Raw genomic sequence first — 20,179 nt, 5'->3', positions numbered from 1 at the left:
ACAACGAATTCGGACGTCGGTTGTCAGGTATTCCTGACAACGTCGAAGGCATGACACAACCGCTCACAGGAAAGATCGCGCTCGTCGCCGGAGCCACCCGTGGTGCCGGCCGACAGATCGCCGTTCAGCTCGGCGCGGCCGGTGCCACTGTCTACGCCACCGGTCGCAGCACCCGGGCCGGCCGCTCCGAAATGGACCGGCCCGAGACCATCGAGGAGACCGCCGAGCTGGTCAGCGCGGCCGGCGGCACCGGCATCGGCGTTCAGGTCGACCACCTCGTGCCCGAGCAGGTCCGCGACCTGGTCGCACGGATCGACGCCGAGCAGGGCCGACTCGACGTGCTGGTGAACGACATCTGGGGCGGCGACCCGCTCGTCACCTGGGACAAGCCGGTCTGGGAGCAGCCGCTCGACGCCGGCTTCCGTACCCTGCGGCTGGCCGTCGACACGCACATCATCACCAGCCACTTCGCCCTGCCGCTGCTGATCCGCAAGCCCGGCGGACTGGTGGTGGAGATGGGCGACGGCACCAAGGCGTACAACGACGAGAACTACCGGCTGTCGGTCTTCTACGACCTGGCCAAGGTCTCCGTCAACCGGCTCGCCTTCAGCCAGGCGCACGAGCTGAAACCGCACGGCTGCACGGCCGTGGCGCTGACCCCCGGCTGGATCCGTTCCGAGGCGATGCTCGAGCACTTCGGCGTGACCGAGGAGAACTGGCGCGACGGCGCCGCCACCGACCCGAACTTCCTCATCTCGGAGACCCCGGCCTTCGTCGGCCGGGCGGTGGCCGCGCTCGCCGCCGACGAGGAGAAGGCCCGCTGGAGCGGCAAATCCGTCGACGCCGGCACGCTGTCCAAGGTGTACGGGTTCACCGATTTGGACGGCAGCCAACCCGAGGGCTTCCGCTACATCACCGAGGTGGTCGACGCGGGCAAGCCGGCGGACGTGACCGGCTACCGGTAGAGCGCCCCGAGCCGCTCGGCGCTCGCCGCGAACAACTGCCGTAGCTCCGGTGGGTCGAGGACCTCCACCTCGGGGCCGAGCCCCAGCAGTTGGTGGTACGCCACCGGGACCGACTCGACGGGCAGCCGCGCCACCACCCAGCCCTGCCCGTCGGGTTCGCCGGCGGCGGCGACCAGTTCGTCGTACACGAAGGGAGCATCGACCAGGTGCCGGAGCCGGCGCAGGCCGGCGGGGCTCAGCCGGACGGTGACCTCGGCCCGCAGCATGGTCCGCAGGAACGACCCGGCCTGCTCGCGCCAGTGCCCGGCCAGGTCGAAGCCCTCGTCGCGGTCGAAGTGCTCGTCGCCCACCTCGACCCCGGTGACCCGGTCCACCCGGTAGGTGCGCACGTTCTCGCCGACCCGGCCGACCAGATACCAGACACCGCTCTTGAGCACCAGGCCGTACGGCTGGACCCGGCGGGTCACCTCCCGGTCGCCGCGTCGGTAGCGCAGCTCCACCACCCGGTCGCCCCAGACCGCCCGGGCCAGCTCGGGCAGCCAGAGCGGTGCCGCGTTCTCCCGGAACCAGCCCGGCGCGTCCAGGTGGAACCGCTGCCCGGCACGGGCCGGCGCGTCGCGCAGGGCGGGTGGCAGCGCGGCGAGCACCTTCAGCTCGGCGGACGCGACCGCGTCGGCGAGCCCCATCTCGCCGGCCGGCCCGGGCAGCCCGGTGAGGAAGAGCGCCTCCGCCTCGTCCCTGGTCAGCCCGGTCAACCGGGTGCGGTACCCGCCGAGCAGGCGGTAACCGCCGGCCCGCCCCCGGTCGGCGTAGACCGGCACCCCCGCTGCGGAGAGCGCCAGGACGTCCCGGTAGACGGTCCGCTCGGAAACCTCCAACTCCCGGGCCAGCTCGCTCGCAGTCATCGACCCGCGCGACTGCAACAGCAACAGCAACGAGATCAGTCGGGACGCGCGCACCCGCCCATCCTGCCCGGTGCCGCTCACCGCCCGCCGGGGGTCAGCAACCCTCTGTCGTACGCGGTGGCCACCGCGGCGGCCCGGTCGTTGACCCCGAGCTTGGCGTACACGTGCAGCAGGTGCGTCTTGACGGTGGCCTCGCTGATGAACAGGCGGGTCGCCGCCTCCCGGTTGGAGGCACCCCGGGCCACCAGGGTGAGCACCTCCAACTCCCGTTGACTGAGCGGCTCCTCGGCGGGAGCGCGCAGCCGACCCATCAGCCGGCCGGCGACGCTCGGCGCGAGCACCGACTCACCCCGGGCCGCCGCCCGGACCGCGCGAACCAGATCCTCCCGAGGGGTGTCCTTGAGCAGGTAACCGGTCGCACCGGCCTCGATCGCGGGCAGCACGTCCGCGTCCGTGTCGTAGGTGGTCAGCACCAGCACCCGGGCGGCGCTGCCGGCGCGAGCCAGCCTGCCGATGGCGGTCACCCCGTCCATGCCGGGCATCCGCAGGTCCATCAGCACCACGTCCGGCCGCAGCGTCGCCACCAGGACCAACGCCTCCGCACCGTCCGCCGCCTCGCCCACCACCTCGAAATCGGGGTCGCCGGTGAACATCCCCCGCAGACCGTCCCGCACGACCGGATGGTCGTCGACGATCAGCAGTCGGACCGGGGCGGTCAACCGGCACCTCCGGGGAGCGCGGGGACGGACGCCGAGATCGCGGTGCCGCCTCCCGGCTCGGATTCGACTGCCAACTCGCCACCGACCCGGGTCACCCGCTGCCGCATGGCAGTCAGCCCGTACCCGCCGCCGGGCTCGCGGGGCGCCGGCCGGTCGGTGATGTCGAAGCCGGCCCCGTCGTCACGGACATCGAGCGTGACCACGTCCGCCATGTACGACAGGGTCAGCCCGACCCGCGACGCGGCGGCGTGCCGGGCCACGTTGGACAGCGCCTCCTGGGCGGCCCGCAGCAGGGTCACCTCCACCTCCGGGTGCAGCGGGCGGGGCATTCCGGTGGTGGCCACGTCGGCCCGTACACCGTTGAGGGCCGACCAGCGGCCGCCCAGCTCGACCAGTGCGTCGGGTAAGCGGGCCGTCTCCAACGGTTCCGGACGGACCGCCTGTACCGAGCGGCGGGCCTCGGTGAGGCTCTCCCGGGCCAGTGCGAGCGCGTTGTCGACGTGCCGGCGCCAGTCGGCGGACCGGTCGCGGCTCTGCTCGGCGGCCTCCAGTTGGGTGATGATGCCGGTCAACCCCTGCGCCAGGGTGTCGTGGATCTCCCGTGCCATCCGTTGCCGCTCGTCCAGCACGCCGGCCTCCCGGGCCTGGGTGAGCAGTTGGGCGTGCAGCCCGGCGTTCTCCCGGGCCGTCTCGGTGAGTTGGTGGTTGGCCTCGCCGAGTTCCGCCACCAACCGGCGGCGTTTGGCGTCCTCCTGTTCGGCGATCATCGCGAACCAGCTCACCGAGCCGGCCACCACCAGGTTGAACAGCACCAGCACCAGCCAGAGCGGCCAGTGCGACACCACCACCGACAGGCCTCCGCCCTGAGACGTGGCGACCAGGGCGGCCGTGGTGACCACGCCGGCGACCCGCCAGCGCCCGGGCAGCACCGGAAAGGCGTGGATGTAGCCGATCCAGGCGAAGAAGCCGTACCACGGACTGGCGGCCACCAGTGCGGCGGCGAACGTGAGCAGCCCGGCGTAGTAGACCGCCATCAGCCCACGCCGGCTCTGCCAGCCGGGGTGCAACGTGACGAACCAGGCGACCCAGCATCCGGCCGCCACGGCGACGGCGAGGGTGGGCAGCGCGCCGAGATGGTGGGGTGCCGGTGCGACGAGGGCCAGCAGGGTGCCCAGGGCCAGCCCGCCGAAGGGGAACACCCGGTAGAGGCTCGCCTCGCGTTCCCGCCAACTGGTCAGACGGTCGTGCCCACCGTTGCAGGTCATCGCATCTCCGCTCACTCCCAGCGGAACATTTTCGCCGCGCTGGCGCCGGCCGCCACGGCGATCACCGCCATTATCCCCAGGTGCAGCGGCCGCGGCGGGGTGCCGGTCCAGGCGTCGAGGAGCGCCTGCACCCCGGGCGGCGTGTAGTCGCCGATCCGCGCCACGACGTCCGGGAGCAGGAACCGGGGGAGGTAGACCCCGCCGAAGAACATGGTGACCAGGAACAGCGGCACGGCCAGGGCCTGTGCCGCCTTCGTCGTCCGGGCCACGGCGGCGACGAGCAGGCCGAGCGCCAGCAGCGCCGCCGTGCCGAGGACGAACGCCAGCGTGAAGCCGAGCGGGTGCCGGGGGAGCGGCACCCCGAACGCCAGCCGGGCGACGATGATGAGCAGCAGTGCGCTGGCCAGGATCCCGGCCAGGGCCAGCACCAGTTGGGCGGCGAGCAGGGCCGCCGGGTGCGCCGGGGTGGTCGACAGCCGGCGCAGCACGCCGCGTTCCCGGTAGGTGGCCAGCACGGCGGGCAGGGTGTTCACCCCGACCATGGCGAGGGTGACGACCAGCAGCGACGGGGCGAAGTAGCTGACGAAGGTCTGCCCGTCGAAGGTCGGATCCGGCTTACGTAGCGAGGGGACCAGCCCGAGCACCACCAGGATCAGTGTGGGCAGCCCGACGGTGACGAGCAGCGTCGGCAGGTCCCGCAGATAGAGCCGTGCCTCGACCTTCAGGATCTGGCGGAAGGCGTGCATGGTGGCTCCCTCTCAGTTGGCGGGCCGGTGCCCGGTCAGCTCGACGAAGGCGTCGTCGAGGGTGGACTGCTCCAGCCGCAGGTCCGCGGCGACGATCTGGTGACGAGCGAGCACCGAGGTGACCGCGTGCAGCAACTCGCCGGTGCCGGTCACCACCACCTGGCTGCCGGTGCGCTGCACGGCGGAGACCTCGGGCAGGTCGGTGAGGAGCCGGTCGTCGACCGGGGCCGAGGGCCGGAACCGAATCCGCTGCTCCGGGGCCACCGTCGACACCAGGCCCGCCGGGCTGTCCAGGGCGACCACCCGACCCCGGTCGATCACCGCGACCCGGTCGCAGAGCCGCTCGGCCTCCTCCATGAAGTGGGTGACCAGCACGACTGTCACCCCGCTGTCACGGACCTGTTCGATCAGACCCCAGGTGTCCCGGCGGGCCTGCGGGTCCAGCCCGGTGGTCAGCTCGTCGAGGATGGCGATCTCCGGGTTGCCGACCAGGGCGAGCGCGATGGAGAGCCGCTGCTTCTGACCGCCGGAGAGCTTCTTGTAAGAGGTGTTCCGCTTGTCGCCCAGGCCTAGCTTGTCGATCAGCTCGGCCGGGTCGGCCGGGTTCCGATAGAACGAGGCGTACAGCTCCAGCGCCTCCGCCACCCGCAACCGGTCCGGCAGTTGGCTCTCCTGGAGTTGCACCCCGACCCGCTGGCGCAGCTGGGCCGCGTCCCGGCGGGGGTCGAGCCCGAGGACCGACACCCCGCCCCCGTCGGGGACGCGTAGCCCGGCGACACACTCCACGGTGGTGGTCTTGCCGGCGCCGTTCGGACCGAGGACGCCGAAGATCTCCCCGGCCTCCACGGCGAGCGATACGTCGTCCACCGCCACCAGGTCGCCGTACCGTTTCTTCAGGTGGGTCACCTCGATGACCGGCATCGTGCCGCCTTCCGCCGCCGCTGACTTCGTACCCCTCAAGGGTTGTCGTGGTGACGCGGCGGCGAATCGACCGGTCGGCGACGGGTCCCGGCGTCCCCGGTGGATCGCTGCCGTCCGTCAACAGGTTGATGTGTACGCGGCGAGCCGCTGCTAGCGCTCCGCCCGGCGGATTCGATGACCGCTCGTTAGGCTGCTCGATCGTGGATGCCAGCAGAATCGCCAGCCCGGTGACCGGAGTCGTTGGACGCTTCCTCGCCGGGGCGGGGCTACTCCTGCGCGGGTTGGGCCTTTACGTCCGCAGCCCGGGGTTGATGCTGCTCGGCATCGTGCCGGCGCTGATCTCCGGCGCGCTCTTCCTGGCCGCGCTCGGCACGCTGGTGTACTTCGTGGACGATCTGGCCGCGCTGGTCACCCCGTTCGCCGACGACTGGTCGAGCACTGGCCGCAGCCTGGTCCGGGTGATCGCCGGGTTGGCCTTCCTGGGGCTGGGCGGCCTACTCGGGGTGCTCACCTTCACCGCTGTCACCCTGGTCATCGGCGACCCGTTCTACGAGAAGATCTCCGAGCAGGTCGAGCAGCGGTACGGCGGCACGCCGGGCGCGGTGGACGTGCCGTTCTGGTCGTCGCTGCGCCGCAGCCTCGCCGACTCGGTACGCCTGGTGGCGCTCACGGCGCTGGTCGGCATCCCGCTCTTCCTCGCCGGTTTCATCCCGGTGGTCGGCCAGACGGTCGTCCCGGTCATCGGGGCGGCCGTGGGCGGCTGGTTCCTCGCCGTGGAGCTGGTCGGTGCGCCGTTCTACCGTCGCGGGATGCGGCTGCCGCAGCGCCGGACAATCCTGAAGGCCGACCGGCCCACCGCGCTCGGCTTCGGCGTGGCCGTCTTCCTCTGCTTCCTGATTCCGCTCGGCGCCGTGCTGATAATGCCGGCCGCGGTCGCCGGTGCCACGCTGCTGGCCCGCCGCTCGATGGGCCAGTCGATCGACGGCCCACTGTCCGCGCCGCCCGGCGGCCCCTCCGTCGAAAGGAGCTAGCCGTAAAGATCACCCTGGTCGAGGGGGACATCACTGCCCAGCGGGTGGACGCCATCGTGAACGCCGCGAACTCGTCCCTGCTCGGCGGCGGCGGGGTCGACGGCGCCATCCATCGGCGCGGCGGGCCGGCGATCCTGGCCGAGTGCCGGGCGCTTCGGGCGTCCCGCTACGGCAAGGGCCTGCCCACCGGGCAGGCGGTGGCGACCACGGCCGGGGAACTGCCGGCCCGCTGGTTGATCCACACCGTTGGGCCGGTCTGGTCGGCCAGCGAGGACCGGTCGGCGCTGCTGCGCGACTGCTACGCCAACAGTCTCGCGGTAGCCGACGAGGTGGGCGCGAGCACGGTGGCCTTCCCGCTGATCTCCGCCGGCATCTACGGCTGGCCGGTCGACGACGCTGTCGGTCAGGCGCTGGCGGTGCTGCGCTCGACCACCCCCGCCACCGTCACCGAGGCCCGCCTGGTGCTCTTCGGCGCCGACACCCACGCGACGGCACGCCGGGTCTTCGACGACACCGTCGCGTAGGGGCATCTCCCCTTGATCATTTGATGGTGAGTAGTTGTCAGGAGCGGCTCTGAACTACTCATCATCAAGTGATCACCGCAAATCAGGCAGGTGCAGTCGGGACGGGTGCTAATCACGCGGCTTAAGGCGGTTACGGTCGCTCGGACAACTCCGCGACGAAGGCGCGCCAGGCTGCCGGCCCGAAGGTCAGGGTTCCGCCGTCACGGTCCTTGGTATCCCGGACCAGCACGCCGCCGGGCAGGTTGTCGGCGACCTCGACACAGTTGCCACCGTTCGTCCCGGACTTCGTCGACTTGCGCCAACGGGCGTCGGTCATGTCCTTGTCTTCGCCGCTTCCTTGATCAAATCTAGAGAGGGTCGGCGGGGGAGTGCGTCCCGAAGTACGGCCTCCCACGTCTTTTGGAGCGTAGCAATCTCGCCCGCGCCGCTAACGGTCTGCGATCGCACCTGGTAGTCCGTATGCCCGACGACCGTGTCGTCGGGCATCGTGGCGAGGATGAACCCGCCTTGAAGGCCAGGGTAGAGCCCCGCATCATCCGGCACGACATGGATTTGCACGTGCGGCAGCTCGGCGACGGCCGCGAGGTGTTCGAGCTGTTCACGTATTAGCGTGCGGTCGTCGTTCACCGTTCGCCGGAGCACTGCCGCATCAAGCACGATCACCAGGTGAGGCGGATCCTCGCGATCAAGTACCGCTTGCCGGTCCATTCGTGACCGGACCCGCCGCCTGGCTTCGTCAGTAGTGAGAAGCCCACCGGCTTGAAGTGTCGCCCGTGCATACGTCTCGGTCTGCAAAAGCCCCGGTACGGGACCGGTGAGGGTCGGATGACCGCCCGCCCTCGGCCGCACCTGCCGATGCGCCCCGCATGGCTGTGTCGCAACTGCGCCGCGCCCTGGCCCTGCGGTCCGGCTCAACTCGACCTTATTGCCGATTATTACGGTCACTCGATCGCTCTGGCGTTCTACCTAGCCTCGTCAATGCAAGAGGCCGTCGACGACATGTACGGCCTGGGCGGTCGCGCGGATCTCGCCGTGATGCACACCCGCTTTCTCGGGTGGCTGTCCCTGGCCCGCCGATCGCGCCGGGCCGATCGCTATTGAGGAACGGGTTCCTGGTGGACGTCCACCTTCGCCTCAAGGCTGACTGCTGATCACGTCAGCTCGGCCAGGCAGGACCACTGGGATGCCACCGGTCGGTAGCCCAGTCGGGCGTTGATTGCGAGCATCGGCCCGTTCGCCTCGTCGTTCGAGGTGTACGCGACGCGCACGCCGTTCGCGGCGGCCCGGTGCAGCGCCGCCTCCTTGGCCAGCCGGGCCAGCCCTCGGCCCCTGTACGCCGGGACGCTGCCGGTGTAGTCCGACCACATCCGGTCGCTGTCCCGCTTTACCAGGCTGAAGGCGACCACCACACCATCGACCTCGGCCGCCATGCTGGCCGCCTTGTCCAGCCCGAGGTTGTTCCACACGTCGTACTGCCAGCTCTGGTAGCTCTTCGCGTCGACCGGCACATCGCCCGGTTCGTCGACGGCCGAGGCCACGTCCGCCGCGTACAGAAGGTGCGGGTCCAGGTCGGCGATCGGACGCAGCCGCACACCCGGGGGCGGTTCCGGTAGCGCAGGTGCCGGATTCAGGTCGAGCGCCGAGTAGCGCACCTCCCGACTGGGCTCGTAGCCGTGCTGCCGGGCGTACGGCAGCGCATCGGGCTGTGCCATGGCACGCACCCGGCGGATTCCCAACGGGCGGAGGTAGTCGGTCGCGGCGGTCAGCAGGGCGGTGCCGATGCCGCGCCGCCGGTGCTCCGGGTGCACATGCAGCAGGTTGATGCCACCGAAGTTCGCCGCCGATGTCGAGCCGATGCGTTCGGCGGACACCCAACCGACCACCTGGTCGTCGACCTCAGCCACGAAAGCGGTCCAATCCTCCTCGGGTGGCGGCTCGGTGATCATTTTCCGGGTCGACTCGACGCCACGCACCAGATACGGGTAGACCATTGCCCGCAGCGCCACCACGGCTGGGGCGTCGTCGGGCTGCGCCACACGAATCCGCATGTCAGGCCTCCATCCGTACGGCGGCGACGGCCTCGACCTCGACGAGTTGGTCGGTGTAGCCGAGCACGGCCACGCCGAGCAGGGTGCTGGGCGGCTCGTGGTCGCCGAACGAGTCCCGTACCACCTCCCAGGCCTTGACGAGATCGGCCTGCTCGGACGACGCGACGTACACCGTGGTCTTGACCACGTCGGTCAGTCGGGCGCCGGCGGCCCCGAGGGCGGTCTCCAGGTTCGCCATCACCTGCCGGGCCTGCCCGGCGTGGTCGCCCGGCGCGACGGTCCGACCCTCCGCGTCGAGCGGGCAGGCGCCGGCGGTGAACACCAGCCGGGCGGGCGGCTCGACGGTGGCTGCGTACGCGTACTCGGCGAGATCGGAGAGGGCGGGCACGTGCAGCAGCGTGACGGGATCCGGCATGCCGGCGAGGCTAACGAGGATCGGGTGCCGGGGCGACGCATTAACCCGGCGGCGGCAGGCAGCGACTTCAGGGAAAGAGTGGCCTCCGAGGGCCGTGAGGGCATATTTCTCTGAAGTTGCGCGGATCTTGCGAGCGCGGCGCCGCGCCAGCTGGCGCCGCCGGTCAGCAGGCTGAAGGCGGGCCACCTTCCCGTCGCGTAGCCGCGATCCGTCCGCCTACCCAAACCACGCAAATCACCCACAAGCAGCCCGAGGCCGACTAACTTTCATAGTCGGTAAGAAACCTCTTTATCAACCACAAACCATGGGGAAAACATGAGAGCAGCACTCGTCAAACTCGTCGCCACCGGTGTGGCAGCCGGTGCGTTCCTGGCCGGGGCGGCGAGCGCCGCCCAGGCTCAGCCGATCCAGCCGCCCGCGCCGAGCACGATCGACATCAACCCCGGCAACGTCCCCACGACAGCGGCCGCCTTCACGCAGAACTGCGATCCGAACCTCGGCGGTGGGCCGTTCCCGGACCAGGACGTGTGGGTGTTCAACCTGCCAGGCAACCCGGAGACCTCCGGTCAGTTCGTCACGGTCACCGGCACCTGGAGCATCCCGAACGACGGCACCGTGACCCGGACGATCCCCACCGACGGCGGGGCGATCGTCAACAACATGGGCACCAGCAAGGCGTGGATCCGGCTGCCGGCCGGCTGGACGCTGACCGACGCCACCGCGGTGATCACCGGTACGGCAGAGTTCTTCGTGCTGACGCACACCTGTGCCGCCAGCGGTCAGCCGACCACGCCGCCGCCCACCACGCCGCCGCCCACCACGCCGCCGCCCACCACCCAGCCGCCCACCAGTGCGCCGCCCACGGCCACCCCGACGAAGAGCCACCTGCCGATCACCGGCACGTCGGCGAGCGACGGCCTGATCCCGATGGCCATCCTCGGTATCGGTGCGGTGGCGCTCGGCGCCACGCTGATCGCTGTGCGCCGCCGTCGGGACGCGGAGAGCTGACCGGCCAGCACGGGCATCGGACCTGGCACTGCTAGCGGGTCCCGGGGGCTCTCCTCGTCGAGGAGGGCCCCCGGCTACGCCGAGTCGCGCAGGATCAACTCGGTGGGGAGCATGACCGCCTGCTCGATGGTCTCCCCGGCGGCCAGCCGGAGCAGTTGGCGGGTCATCCGGCGGCCAAGCTCCACGATCGGCTGCCGGACGGTGGTCAGCGGCGGCTCGGTGTAGGCGGCGGTCTCGATGTCGTCGAAGCCGACCACAGCCACATCGTCCGGCACCCGCCGACCGGCCTCGCGCAGCGTCCGCAGGGCGGCGTGGGCCATCAGGTCGGAGGCGGCGAAGACGCCGTCGAGGTCGGGGTGCTCGGTGAGCAGGTGGCGCATCGCCGCCGACCCGGATTCCCGGGTGAAGTCACCGATGGCGATCAGCTCGGGCAGCCCCGCGTCGGCGACGGTGCTGCGGTAGCCGCTGAGCCGTTCGATCCCGGCGACCATGTCATGTGGCCCGGCGATTGTCGCGATCCGTCGACGACCGCTGTCGATCATGTGCCGGACGGCTGCGGTCACCCCGGCCACGTGGTCGACGTCGACGTACGGGACGGGCACGTCGCCGAGTGGTCGACCGCTGACCACCACCGGGATGCCGAGCCGGGCCAGCGTGCCGGGCAGCGGGTCGGCACCGTGCAGCGACGCGAAGAGCACGCCGTCGACGTGCCGGCCGGTGGTGTACCGCTCGACCCGCTGGTGCCCGGCCGGCGAGCCGGCGAGCATCAGCACCAGTTGCTTGTCGGCCGCCTCCAACTCCTGGCTGACGCCCCGGATGATGCCGGGGAAGACCTGGTCGTCGGAGAAGACCCGGGTGGCCGCCTCCGGCATGACCAGGGCGATCGAGTCGGTGCGCTGGGTGACCAGACTGCGGGCGGCCAGGTTGGGGACGTACCCCAACTCGGCGACCGCCCGGGTGACCGCCTCGCGGATCGGTTCGGCGACGGTGGTGGAGCCGTTGACCACCCGGGACACGGTGGCGCGGGACACCCCGGCCCGCGCTGCCACCGCTTCGAGCGTCGGCCGCTGCGCCGTCGTCATCGCGCCTTCCCCCCGCTCGTCACAGCCCGTTCCGGGAGATCACCTCCTGGTACCACCGGGCGCTGGCCTTCGGTGTGCGCCGCTGGGTCAGGTAGTCGACGTGCACGATCCCGAACCGCTTGCGGTAACCCTCCGCCCACTCGAAGTTGTCCAGGAATGACCATACGAGATAACCGCGCAGGTCCACGCCCCGGGAGATCGCTTCGTGCGCCGCACGGAGGTGCCCGTCGAGATAGGCGATGCGATCGGCGTCGATCACCTGCGCCGGACCGTCGGGCGAGTCGGCGCCGGGTTTGTCGGGGAACGCCGCACCGTTTTCGGTGATCAGCAGCGGCACCCCGGGGTAGTCTGCGGCGATCCGCTCCAGCAACCGGGTGAGCCCGGCCGGTTCGATCATCCAGCCCATGTCGGTGAGCGGCCCGGCCGGTGGCAGGAAGTGCACAGCGCCCTCGGTGCCCGGATAGGCGCCGTTGCCGGCGCCGTCGGGCCGACCGGCCACGTAACTCGGGGCGTAGTAGTTGATGCCGAGCAGGTCGATCGGGGCAGCGATCAGCTTCTCGTCGCCGTCGCGGATGAACGTCGGCTCGACGATCCGGGCCACGTGCTCGCGGACGTCGTCCGGGTAGCCCCCGGCCAGCAGCGGGTCGAGGAAGATCCGGTTGTGCAGGCCGTCGACCAGGCGGACCGCGGCGGCGTCGGCCGCGCTCTCCGGGTCGGCCGGGCGTACATCGGCCGGGTTGACGGTGACGCCCACGCTGCGCGCGCCGGCCGCGCGCAGCGCCCGCGCCGCCAGGCCGTGCCCCAACAGCAGATGGTGTACGGCGGTGAAGGCCGCCGCCGGATCCTGCTCGCCCGGCGCGTGCAGGCCGTTCGCGTAGCCGAGGTAGGCCGAACACCACGGCTCGTTGAGCGTGGTCCACACGTCGATCCGGTCGCCGAGGCGGGCGTACACCGCTGTGGCGTAGGTGGCGAAGTGCTCGGCGGTGTCCCGGTTGGTCCAGCCGCCCCGGTCACCGAGGGCCTGTGGCAGGTCCCAGTGGTAGAGGGTGACGATCGGGTCGATTCCCCGGTCGAGCAACGTGTCCGTGAGCCGGTCGTAGAAGTCCAGCCCACGGGGATTGGCCGGGCCGGTGCCGTCGGGCTGGATCCGCGGCCAGGCGACCGAGAACCGGTAGGCCCGCAGGCCCAGCTCGGCCATCAGCGCCACGTCGTCGGCGTACCGGTGGTAGTGGTCGCAGGCGACGTCGCCGGTGTGGCCCTGGTACACCTTGCCGGGCGTACGGCTGAAGGTGTCCCAGATGGACGGACCGCGACCGTCGTCGCGGGCCGCACCCTCGATCTGGTACGCGGCGGTGGCCGCCCCCCAGAGGAAGTGCTCGGGAAACCGGAGTGCGTTGCTGTGCCTGTCGGTTTGCTCGCTCCGCTCGTTCACGCCTTGACCGCACCTTCCATGATCCCGCCGATGATCTGCCGGCCGAACAACACGAAGACCAGTAGCAGGGGCAACGTCGCGATGGCCGTTCCGGTGAACACCTGCGACATGTCCTGGTAATACCCGTCCGACAGTGCTCGTAGGGACAGCTGCACTGTCGGATTCGCCGGATCGTTCAATACAGCGTACGGCCAGAGGAAGTCGTTCCAGGTGGTCATGAAGGTGAGCAGACCGAGGACGGCGGCGGCGGGACGCAGGGCGGGCACCACGACGTGCCACCAGGTCCGGGCGGTGCCACAGCCGTCCATCCGAGCGGCCTCGATCAGTTCGTCGCTGATGGCCTGGCCGGCGTACTGCCGCATCATGAACACACCGAACCCGGTGACCAGCACCGGGACGATCACGGCGGGCAGCCGGTCGTTCCAGTGCAGCTTCGTCATGAGCAGGTAGAGCGGGATCACGCCGAGCTGCGTCGGCACCATCATGGTCGCGATGATCACCAGCAGCAGGGCGTTACGGCCACGGAACCTGAGTTTGGCGAAGGCGAACCCGGCCAGGCTGGAGAAGAACACCACCGAGACCGTCACAGTGGTCGCGACGATCGCCGAGTTGATCAGGCCGGTCAGGAAGTACGCGTCGGTGTTGTCGAACAGGCGGGCGATGTTCGCGCCCAGGTTGCCGCCGGGGGTGACCGGGGGTGGCAGCTGACCCATCGCGTCGTTGCTGCGGCTGGCGACGACGAACATCCACCAGATCGGAAAGACCGACAGGCCGGCGGCGACGATCAGGGCAAGGTAGGTGAGCGGGCTGGCCCGCCAGAGCCGGCTCATCGGGTGGTTCCCTTCTTGGGGCGGTTCCCGCCGCCGAGTCGGCGCAGGATCAGCACGTTTACCGCCGCGACGATCGCGATGAGCGCGAAGAGCAGCCAGGCCACTGCCGAGCCGTACCCGAAGTTGTAGTGCGGGGCGAAGGCGTTCTCGAACATGTACATGGTCAGGGTCTGCGACTCGCGCAGCGGCCCGCCGCGGATCGGGTTGGTGCCGGAGTGGAACATCCGGGGCTCGGTGAAGAGTTGCAGGCCGCCGATGGTGGCGATGATGGCGCAGAAGATGATCGTCGGTTTGAGCAGCGGCACGGTGACCGACCAGAACTGTCGGGCCCGGCTGGCGCCGTCGATAGCCGCCGCCTCGTACAGGTCGCGGGGGATGGCCTGCATCGCGGCCAGCAGGATCAGCGCGTTGTAGCCGGTCCACCGCCAGTCGACCATGGCGGAGATGGCCACCCAGGAGGCCAGCCGGTTGGACTTCCACTCGATCGCGTCCATCCCGACCAGATCGAGCAGCCAGTTGATCATGCCGAACTCGCGACCGAAGAGCACGCCGAAGACGATCGCCACGGCGGCCGTGGAGGTGACGTTCGGGACGAGCACCGCCATCCGCCATCCGGTGCGGGCCCGCAGCCCCCGGTTGAGCAGGTTGGCCAGCCAGAGCGCGGCGAGCAGTTGCGGCACCGTGGAGATCACGAAGATGCCCAGCGTGTTGACCAGCGCGTGCCAGAAGTCGACGTCGGCGAGCAACCGGGTGTAGTTCTCCGCGCCGACGAACGGATGGTCGGTGCCGAGCAGGTCCCAGTCGTGCAGCGACACCCAGAAGGTGTACGCCAGTGGGTACGCCCCGAAGACGCCGAAGATCACGAAAAACGGGGCGATGTAGAGGTACGGCGAGAAGCGGGTGTCGAATCGGCTGAGCCGACCCGAGGACTGGCGGGGGTTACCGGTTGCCGGTGTGGCCGGCGGACGGGCGTCGAGCTGGACGGTCATGCCCGAGAACTCCTTTCCGTCGCGCGGGCGGGACCTCTGCTTCCGAGGCCCGCCCGCACGCATGCTCGGGCTACTTGGCGGCGGCCTTCTTCGCGTTGGTCACCGCGTCGGTCCAGCCCTGCGCGGGGCTGCGCTGACCCAGCTCCACGGTCCGTACGGCGTTCTCCACCTCGGTGCGGACGGCCTGGTTCTTCGGGCCCATGTAGACCGGCTTCAGGCTCTTCGCGCCGGTGCCGAAGATGGCCCCGACCGGTGCCCCCGAGAAGTACGCGTTGGTGGCGCCGGTGATCGCCGGGTCGTCGAGCGCCTGCGGCGACGAGGGCAGCGGGCCCTTGGCCTTGAACGCGCCGATCTGACCCTTGGCGCTGGTCAGGAACTTGGCCAGCTCGATCGCCTCGGCCTGGTGCTTGCTCTGCTTGGGCACGGCGAGGTGCGAGCCACCCCAGTTGCCGCCGTTGCCGGGCACCCGGGCGATGTCCCACTTGCCCTGGGCGTCAGTGCCGGCGTTGGCCTCGATGACTCCGGTCATCCACGCGGGGCAGGCGATGGTGGCGAACTTCGACTGTTTGAACGCGGAAACCCACTCCTCCGACCAGGAGCCGTACTTTCCGGAGAGGCCCGAGTCGATGATGTCCATTGTGGTGTCCCACGCCTACCGTACCGACGGGTTGCTGTCGACGACCAGCTTGTCGCTGGTGTCGTAGTAGCTGTAGCCGGTGGTGTTGCCGGCGGTCTGCAGCAGGATGGTGTTGAAGGTGTTTGTCGCCCCGTCGAGGAAGGACGCGCCGGTCTTCGCCGCGGTGAACCGCTCGCCGGTGGCGATGTAGTCCGGCCAGGTGGGCCAGAGCTTGGAGACCGCGTCCCGTTCGGTGGGTAGGCCGGCCTTCTGGAAGAGGTCCTTGCGGTAGCAGATGGCGATGCCGCCGACGTCGGTGTCGAGGCCGATGAGCTGCTTGCCGTCGGCGGTCAGACCGGCGTTCCACTTCCACTCCAGGAAGTTGCCCTTGAGGTCGGCAGCGCCGTGGTCCAGCAGGTTGACGAAGTTGCCGGGGTTGGCCTTGTACTCGACAAGCAGACCCTCCTCGATGGCCACCACGTCGCCGGCACCTCGGCCGGCGGCGAGCCACTGGGTCAGCTTCGGCGAGTACTCGTCAAGGTTGGTGCCGGTGCCGCGCTCGACGATCTTCACGCCGGGGTTCGCGGCCATGTACTCCTGGTAGAGCTGCTCGTAGCCGAACTGGCCGAAGACGTCGACGGTCAGGGTGATCGGTCCGTCGCCCGGCTCATCGCCACCGCCGCAGCCAGCGGTGACGAGCAGGGCGGTGGCGGCGGCGAGGGCCACCGCGGCGAGGCGGCGGCGCGGGAAGGCAGCCATGGGTTATCGACCTCTCTCAAGGCGGGTGGGTGATGGTGAATGGCTAAGAGAGCGCTCTCACGACAGGGTGGTGTGTCGCCAACCCACTGTCAAGAGAGCGCTCTCTCAGCGTTGTGTTCCCGTGATGAACGCTCGCCGGGGTGGCCGCGCCCGGCAGGCGGGGATGCCCCACCATCGACGAGGGCGCCACCCCCGCCGGGGTGACGCCCTCGTTCGTGGTGGGTCGGTTGGTCAGCCGGTGCGCAGACCGTCCAACAGGGCGCGGTCGCCGACGACGTCCAGCGTCTCGAAGCTCACCCGCCCCCAGAGCGCCAGCAGCAGGTCGCTCGCGGTGCCACTGACCTGGGCGCGGGCGTGGTGATCGTCGTGGTCGAAGATGGTCGCGGTGTCGAGCAGCGCCACCCCCTCGCCGCGCAACCGCAGATACCAGTCCTGGGCCGCGTCGGTCGCAGAGAGCTGCACCACCCCGTGCCAGTCACCCGGCACCTGCCGCCGACCCGCGGGCAGCCAGGTGTCCAGCACCTCGCTCACCCCGTCGGCCGCGAGCTTTGCCTCGACCGGGTCACCAGCAGCGATGGCGAGCTGGGCGTCCCAGCGGTGCACAGCCGTCTCGTGCGCCATCCGACGCGGCCAGAAACCGGCCTTCTTTGGCTGCGGGGCCCAGTTCCACGCCGGTGCCTCCGGGTCCAGCCCGTCGAAAAGTGTCATCACCCGGTCGTAGCCCTGCTGCCACAGCTGCAGCGCGTCCACGCCCGGGTCGGCCTCGAGCTTCTCCCGCCGAGGCGGTTGGCTGGTCTGGCCGGAACCGGCAAACGACGACACCCAGTGGTAGATCCCGGCCATGTGCAGTGTGAGGTCGTTGACCGTCCAGCCCGGACAGGACAGCACCGGTGTCTCCGGCGGCGCCTCGGCCAGCGCTGCCGCGAAAGCCGGACCCTCCGTCCGGAGCGCCCCGATCCAGAAATCCTTGCTGCCCTGCAGTCTGCTCATCGCCATCCTCCCGGGGGTGCCGGGCGACCAGTGGGTGCCACGGCTACTTGTCAGCCTAAGGTGAAGGGCGTGCCAGACGCCTCCGCCCAGCCGACAACCGACGCCGATCGTGCCATCCCCGGTCCACTCGCCGGCCACACCACCCTCCGAACGGGTGGGCCCGCCGAGCGGATCGTGGCCGCCGGCAGTGCCGACGAGCTCGTCCAAGCGGTGCGGACCGCGACAGAGCCGGTCCTGATCCTGGCCGGGGGCAGCAACGTGGTGATCGGCGACGCCGGCTTCCCCGGCACCGTCGTCCTGGTGCGCTCCCGTGGCGTGCGGGTCATCACCGAGGACGCCACCTCGGTCACCGTACGGGTCGACGCCGGCGAGCCGTGGGACGACCTCGTCGCGGCCACCGTCGGCAACGGCTGGGCCGGGCTGGAGTGCCTCTCCGGCATCCCCGGCTCGACAGGTGCCACCCCGATCCAGAACGTCGGCGCGTACGGTCAGGAGGTCGCCGAGACCATCACCGGCGTCGAGGTGTACGACCGGGTCGAGGGCACCCGCCAGGTCATCCCGGCCGCCGACTGCGGCTTCGCCTACCGGGGCAGCATCTTCAAGTACTCGGACCGCTGGCTGGTGCTCTCGGTCGACTTCCGGCTCACCCGGTCTCCGCTCTCCGGGCCGGTGCGCTACGCGGAGCTGGCCAGGGCCCTCGGCGTGGAGGTGGGCGACCAGGTGCCGCTGGCGGACGCCCGAGCGGTGGTGCTGCGGCTGCGTGCGGGCAAGGGGATGGTGCTCGACGCCAACGACCCGGACACTCGCTCGGTCGGCTCCTTCTTCACCAACCCGGTGCTCGACCGGGCGACCTACGAACAACTCCTGGAACGCTCCGCCGAGCTGGGCGACCCGCCCGCCTGGCCCGGGGCGGACGGCCTGGTCAAGGTGAGCGCCGCCTGGCTGATCGACAAGGCCGGCTTCGCCAAGGGGCACCCCGGCGAGGGTGGGGTGGCCATCTCCAGCAAGCACACCCTGGCGCTGACCAATCGCAGCGGCACCGCCCACACCGCTGACCTGCTCACCCTGGCCCGCACCATCCGCGACCAGGTCCACGCCCGCTTCGGCGTGACCCTGCACCCCGAACCAGTCCTCATCAACTGCACCCTCTAACCCGCCCTCCCGCGGCCCTTCCCGCGATCTTGCACCGTTTGTGGGGACATAACGGTTGCAAAGCGGTGCGTCGCCAACCCGAATACGCAAGATCGGTGTGCGGGACGTGCGAGGCGTGCCGCGCGCGCGTGCCGTGCGTGCGTGCGGGGCGTGCGGGTCAGGGGAGGGGCCAGGGGAGGGTTAGTTCGCCCTGGCGCCAGCGGGTGGGGTTGTTGAGGATGGGCCAGCCCGTTTCGCGGAGGCGGGTCACCGCGCGCAGCCAGCGTTGGCGGGGGCCGAAGGTGGCGTACGGGGCGGCTGACTGCCACGCGTCGTCCAGGGCGCGGATCAGCGCGTGCACCGGCTCACCGGGAACGTTGCGGTGGATCAGCGCCTTGGGCAGCCGCTCGGCCAACTCGGCGGGGCTGCCCAGCGTGGTGAGCTTCGCGGCCAGGGTCAGCGTCCGGGGCCCCTCGGCGTCGATCAGCAGCCAGCTGGCGAGTCGCCCCAGCTCGTCACAGGTGCCCTCGACGAGCGCTCCGCCGGGGGCGAGCGCGGCGGTCATCGTCTGCCAGGCCTCGGCCACTTCGCTCTCGCCGTACTGTCGCAGCACGTTGAACGCGCGGACCAGCACCGGCCGGAGCCCGGCCAACTCGAATCCACCCCGGGCGAACGTCAGCCCGGGTGGGTCGGCGGCCGGCGCAGCGGCGGCCACCCGGGCGGCGTCGATCTCCAACCCGACCAGCCGTACGTCCGGACGTACCCCGGCCGCCAGCCGAGCGCGCAACTCCACGGCGGTAACCGGGGTGGCGCCGTAGCCGAGGTCGACCACCAGGGGGTCGTCCGCCGCCAACAGCCGGTCGGCGCAGGTGGCGACGATCCAGTTGTCCACCCGACGGAGCCGGTTCGGGTTCGTCGTGCCGCGGGTGACCACGCCGAACGGCCGCCGCCGCGCCGCAGGGCTCATGTCGACCTCCCGGCCAATCTCCGTTCGCGACTGCGGGCTCGAAAACCCGGCCCACTCCTCGCTAGACCCGGTGCACCTTGTGCTGTGCGGCCTGCGCCCGTGGCCGGACCACCAGCCGGTCGATGTTGACGTGCTCGGGGCGGGTGGCGCACCAGGCGATGCAGTCGGCGACGTCCTCGGCGACCAGGGGCCCCGGCACCCCTGCGTAGACGGCGGCCGCCCGTTCCGCGTCGCCCTCGAAGCGCACCAGCCCGAACTCCTCGGTCTTCACCATGCCCGGGTCGATCTCGATGACTCGCAGCGGCCGGCCGCACAGCTCCAGGCGGAGCGTGCCGGCGATGGCGGTCTGCGCGTGCTTCGCGGCGGTGTAACCGCCCCCGCCCTCGTACACGGTCAGGCCGGCGGTGGAGGAGACCACCACGATGGTGCCGGAACCGGAGGCCTCCAGCGCCGGCAGCAGCGCCTGGGTGACCCGTAGGGTGCCGAGCACGTTCACGTCGTACATCCACTGCCAGTCGGCGACCGAGCCGGACTCCACCGGGTCCAGCCCGCGCGCTCCGCCGGCGTTGTTGACCAGCAGGGTGACCGGCCCGGGTGCCTGGGCGGCTGCCTCGGCCAGCCGCGCCACCGACTCGTCCGAGGTGATGTCGCAGGTCACGGCGGTGGCCTGCCCGCCGGCGGCGGTGATCTCGGCGACCAGCTCGGTGAGCCGTTCGGCCCGGCGGGCGGCGGCGAGCACGTGGAAGCCCTCGGCGGCGAGCCGGCGGGCGGTGGCCGCGCCGATCCCGCTGGATGCTCCGGTGACGATGGCGACTGAGGTCATCCCGACATTGTCA

General features: G+C 70.7%; 22 protein-coding genes and 1 pseudogene. 6 read left to right on the top strand and 17 right to left on the bottom strand.

All coding sequences use genetic code 11. The features are described from left to right. Positions 1-50 precede the first annotated feature (50 nt). On the top strand, positions 51-965 hold the full coding sequence (locus ABZU74_RS06715; RefSeq protein ID WP_355419235.1) for an SDR family oxidoreductase: 915 nt from the start codon (positions 51-53) through the stop codon (positions 963-965). On the opposite strand, the gene ABZU74_RS06710 is transcribed toward ABZU74_RS06715, so the two are convergent. Genes ABZU74_RS06710 through ABZU74_RS06690 form a run of 5 tightly spaced genes read right to left on the bottom strand, consistent with a single transcriptional unit; the run spans position 956 to position 5,521 of the window. Further along, a complete protein-coding gene (locus tag ABZU74_RS06710) occupies positions 956-1,924 on the bottom strand; it encodes a YafY family protein (RefSeq protein WP_355419233.1) in 969 nt (322 codons plus the stop codon). The two genes, ABZU74_RS06715 and ABZU74_RS06710, sit on opposite strands and share 10 nt — an antisense overlap. A 23-nt stretch (positions 1,925-1,947) precedes the next feature. After that, positions 1,948-2,589, bottom strand: coding sequence for a response regulator transcription factor (locus ABZU74_RS06705; RefSeq protein ID WP_355419231.1), 642 nt, complete (start codon positions 2,587-2,589; stop codon positions 1,948-1,950). Then, positions 2,586-3,854, bottom strand: coding sequence for a sensor histidine kinase (locus tag ABZU74_RS06700; protein ID WP_355419229.1), 1,269 nt, complete (start codon positions 3,852-3,854; stop codon positions 2,586-2,588). Before ABZU74_RS06700 ends, ABZU74_RS06705 begins: the two co-directional genes overlap by 4 nt. Positions 3,855-3,865: 11 nt before the next feature. Further along, positions 3,866-4,600, bottom strand: coding sequence for an ABC transporter permease (locus tag ABZU74_RS06695; protein ID WP_355419227.1), 735 nt, complete (start codon positions 4,598-4,600; stop codon positions 3,866-3,868). Positions 4,601-4,612: 12 nt separating this feature from the next. Then, positions 4,613-5,521: an ABC transporter ATP-binding protein gene (locus tag ABZU74_RS06690; protein ID WP_355419225.1), complete on the bottom strand. Its 909-nt coding sequence runs from the start codon at positions 5,519-5,521 to the stop codon at positions 4,613-4,615. 200 nt (positions 5,522-5,721) lie between these two features. On the opposite strand from ABZU74_RS06690, the gene ABZU74_RS06685 reads away from it, so the two are divergent. Together ABZU74_RS06685 and ABZU74_RS06680 are read left to right on the top strand one after the other, a co-directional pair. Further along, positions 5,722-6,552: an EI24 domain-containing protein gene (locus tag ABZU74_RS06685; RefSeq protein ID WP_355419223.1), complete on the top strand. Its 831-nt coding sequence runs from the start codon at positions 5,722-5,724 to the stop codon at positions 6,550-6,552. Between the two features lie 8 nt (positions 6,553-6,560). Next, complete coding sequence (locus tag ABZU74_RS06680; RefSeq protein ID WP_355419737.1) at positions 6,561-7,076, top strand: O-acetyl-ADP-ribose deacetylase; 516 nt, start codon at positions 6,561-6,563, stop codon at positions 7,074-7,076. Between the two features lie 130 nt (positions 7,077-7,206). Here ABZU74_RS06680 and ABZU74_RS06675 read toward each other — a convergent pair whose 3' ends face one another. Beyond that, complete coding sequence (locus ABZU74_RS06675; protein WP_355419221.1) at positions 7,207-7,392, bottom strand: DUF397 domain-containing protein; 186 nt, start codon at positions 7,390-7,392, stop codon at positions 7,207-7,209. Further along, complete coding sequence (locus ABZU74_RS06670; RefSeq protein WP_355419219.1) at positions 7,389-7,925, bottom strand: DUF5753 domain-containing protein; 537 nt, start codon at positions 7,923-7,925, stop codon at positions 7,389-7,391. Before ABZU74_RS06670 ends, ABZU74_RS06675 begins: the two co-directional genes overlap by 4 nt. Between ABZU74_RS06670 and ABZU74_RS06665 the strand changes: the two genes are divergently transcribed. Then, on the top strand, positions 7,902-8,177 hold the full coding sequence (locus tag ABZU74_RS06665; RefSeq protein WP_355419217.1) for a hypothetical protein: 276 nt from the start codon (positions 7,902-7,904) through the stop codon (positions 8,175-8,177). The two genes, ABZU74_RS06670 and ABZU74_RS06665, sit on opposite strands and share 24 nt — an antisense overlap. 50 nt (positions 8,178-8,227) lie before the next feature. Here the strand turns inward: ABZU74_RS06665 and ABZU74_RS06660 are convergent, their stop codons facing one another. Then, entirely contained in the window at positions 8,228-9,124 is an 897-nt protein-coding gene (locus tag ABZU74_RS06660) for a GNAT family N-acetyltransferase (RefSeq protein ID WP_355419215.1), read from the bottom strand. Between the two features lies 1 nt (position 9,125). Beyond that, a complete protein-coding gene (locus ABZU74_RS06655) occupies positions 9,126-9,539 on the bottom strand; it encodes a RidA family protein (RefSeq protein ID WP_355419213.1) in 414 nt (137 codons plus the stop codon). A gap of 315 nt (positions 9,540-9,854) precedes the next feature. Between ABZU74_RS06655 and ABZU74_RS06650 the strand changes: the two genes are divergently transcribed. Further along, positions 9,855-10,547, top strand: coding sequence for a hypothetical protein (locus ABZU74_RS06650; RefSeq protein WP_355419211.1), 693 nt, complete (start codon positions 9,855-9,857; stop codon positions 10,545-10,547). A 74-nt stretch (positions 10,548-10,621) separates the two neighbouring features. Here the strand turns inward: ABZU74_RS06650 and ABZU74_RS06645 are convergent, their stop codons facing one another. From ABZU74_RS06645 to ABZU74_RS06620, 6 genes and pseudogenes are all read right to left on the bottom strand, one after another. Continuing rightward, complete coding sequence (locus ABZU74_RS06645; RefSeq protein WP_355419209.1) at positions 10,622-11,629, bottom strand: LacI family DNA-binding transcriptional regulator; 1,008 nt, start codon at positions 11,627-11,629, stop codon at positions 10,622-10,624. A 19-nt stretch (positions 11,630-11,648) separates the two neighbouring features. Next, positions 11,649-13,061 carry a GH1 family beta-glucosidase gene (locus ABZU74_RS06640; RefSeq protein WP_355419207.1) on the bottom strand — a complete coding sequence of 471 codons (1,413 nt, stop codon included), beginning with the start codon at positions 13,059-13,061 and terminating at the stop codon, positions 11,649-11,651. Continuing rightward, positions 13,058-13,891, bottom strand: a complete 834-nt coding sequence (locus ABZU74_RS06635; RefSeq protein ID WP_355419205.1) for a carbohydrate ABC transporter permease — start codon at positions 13,889-13,891, stop codon at positions 13,058-13,060. Before ABZU74_RS06635 ends, ABZU74_RS06640 begins: the two co-directional genes overlap by 4 nt. Further along, positions 13,888-14,880, bottom strand: a complete 993-nt coding sequence (locus tag ABZU74_RS06630) for a sugar ABC transporter permease (protein WP_355419203.1) — start codon at positions 14,878-14,880, stop codon at positions 13,888-13,890. The genes ABZU74_RS06635 and ABZU74_RS06630 overlap by 4 nt, the downstream gene beginning before the upstream one ends. Before the next feature lie 70 nt (positions 14,881-14,950). After that, positions 14,951-16,255 (bottom strand): annotated as a pseudogene (locus ABZU74_RS06625) (extracellular solute-binding protein). Positions 16,256-16,486: 231 nt separating this feature from the next. Then, positions 16,487-17,245 (bottom strand): maleylpyruvate isomerase family mycothiol-dependent enzyme, encoded by a 759-nt coding sequence (locus tag ABZU74_RS06620; protein ID WP_355419201.1) that lies wholly within the window; start codon positions 17,243-17,245, stop codon positions 16,487-16,489. Positions 17,246-17,314: 69 nt separating this feature from the next. On the opposite strand from ABZU74_RS06620, the gene ABZU74_RS06615 reads away from it, so the two are divergent. Continuing rightward, positions 17,315-18,397, top strand: coding sequence for a UDP-N-acetylmuramate dehydrogenase (locus ABZU74_RS06615; RefSeq protein WP_355419199.1), 1,083 nt, complete (start codon positions 17,315-17,317; stop codon positions 18,395-18,397). A gap of 157 nt (positions 18,398-18,554) precedes the next feature. On the opposite strand, the gene ABZU74_RS06610 is transcribed toward ABZU74_RS06615, so the two are convergent. After that, positions 18,555-19,343 carry a class I SAM-dependent methyltransferase gene (locus ABZU74_RS06610; RefSeq protein WP_355419197.1) on the bottom strand — a complete coding sequence of 263 codons (789 nt, stop codon included), beginning with the start codon at positions 19,341-19,343 and terminating at the stop codon, positions 18,555-18,557. Between the two features lie 61 nt (positions 19,344-19,404). After that, the gene (locus ABZU74_RS06605) at positions 19,405-20,166 is read right to left on the bottom strand and encodes an SDR family oxidoreductase (protein ID WP_355419195.1); all 762 of its coding nucleotides are present in this window, start codon (positions 20,164-20,166) and stop codon (positions 19,405-19,407) included. Positions 20,167-20,179 lie beyond the last annotated feature (13 nt).

Origin of the sequence: Micromonospora sp. NPDC005171, from assembly GCF_040608575.1 — a bacterium.
Taxonomy (GTDB): domain Bacteria; phylum Actinomycetota; class Actinomycetes; order Mycobacteriales; family Micromonosporaceae; genus Micromonospora.
This window is presented reverse-complemented; position numbering and strand designations above follow the sequence as displayed.

What these genes read in the sequence shown, in the direction of transcription:
- ABZU74_RS06675 (WP_355419221.1), bottom strand. Translation starts at nt 7,392, where the DNA reads ATGACCGACGCCCGTTGGCGCAAGTCGACGAAGTCCGGGACGAACGGT.
- ABZU74_RS06605 (WP_355419195.1), bottom strand. Translation starts at nt 20,166, where the DNA reads ATGACCTCAGTCGCCATCGTCACCGGAGCATCCAGCGGGATCGGCGCG.
- ABZU74_RS06610 (WP_355419197.1), bottom strand. Translation starts at nt 19,343, where the DNA reads ATGAGCCCTGCGGCGCGGCGGCGGCCGTTCGGCGTGGTCACCCGCGGC.
- ABZU74_RS06665 (WP_355419217.1), top strand. Translation starts at nt 7,902, where the DNA reads ATGACCGCCCGCCCTCGGCCGCACCTGCCGATGCGCCCCGCATGGCTG.
- ABZU74_RS06715 (WP_355419235.1), top strand. Translation starts at nt 51, where the DNA reads ATGACACAACCGCTCACAGGAAAGATCGCGCTCGTCGCCGGAGCCACC.
- ABZU74_RS06695 (WP_355419227.1), bottom strand. Translation starts at nt 4,600, where the DNA reads ATGCACGCCTTCCGCCAGATCCTGAAGGTCGAGGCACGGCTCTATCTG.
- ABZU74_RS06620 (WP_355419201.1), bottom strand. Translation starts at nt 17,245, where the DNA reads ATGAGCAGACTGCAGGGCAGCAAGGATTTCTGGATCGGGGCGCTCCGG.
- ABZU74_RS06635 (WP_355419205.1), bottom strand. Translation starts at nt 13,891, where the DNA reads ATGAGCCGGCTCTGGCGGGCCAGCCCGCTCACCTACCTTGCCCTGATC.
- ABZU74_RS06645 (WP_355419209.1), bottom strand. Translation starts at nt 11,629, where the DNA reads ATGACGACGGCGCAGCGGCCGACGCTCGAAGCGGTGGCAGCGCGGGCC.
- ABZU74_RS06700 (WP_355419229.1), bottom strand. Translation starts at nt 3,854, where the DNA reads ATGACCTGCAACGGTGGGCACGACCGTCTGACCAGTTGGCGGGAACGC.
- ABZU74_RS06630 (WP_355419203.1), bottom strand. Translation starts at nt 14,880, where the DNA reads ATGACCGTCCAGCTCGACGCCCGTCCGCCGGCCACACCGGCAACCGGT.
- ABZU74_RS06655 (WP_355419213.1), bottom strand. Translation starts at nt 9,539, where the DNA reads ATGCCGGATCCCGTCACGCTGCTGCACGTGCCCGCCCTCTCCGATCTC.
- ABZU74_RS06660 (WP_355419215.1), bottom strand. Translation starts at nt 9,124, where the DNA reads ATGCGGATTCGTGTGGCGCAGCCCGACGACGCCCCAGCCGTGGTGGCG.
- ABZU74_RS06690 (WP_355419225.1), bottom strand. Translation starts at nt 5,521, where the DNA reads ATGCCGGTCATCGAGGTGACCCACCTGAAGAAACGGTACGGCGACCTG.
- ABZU74_RS06650 (WP_355419211.1), top strand. Translation starts at nt 9,855, where the DNA reads ATGAGAGCAGCACTCGTCAAACTCGTCGCCACCGGTGTGGCAGCCGGT.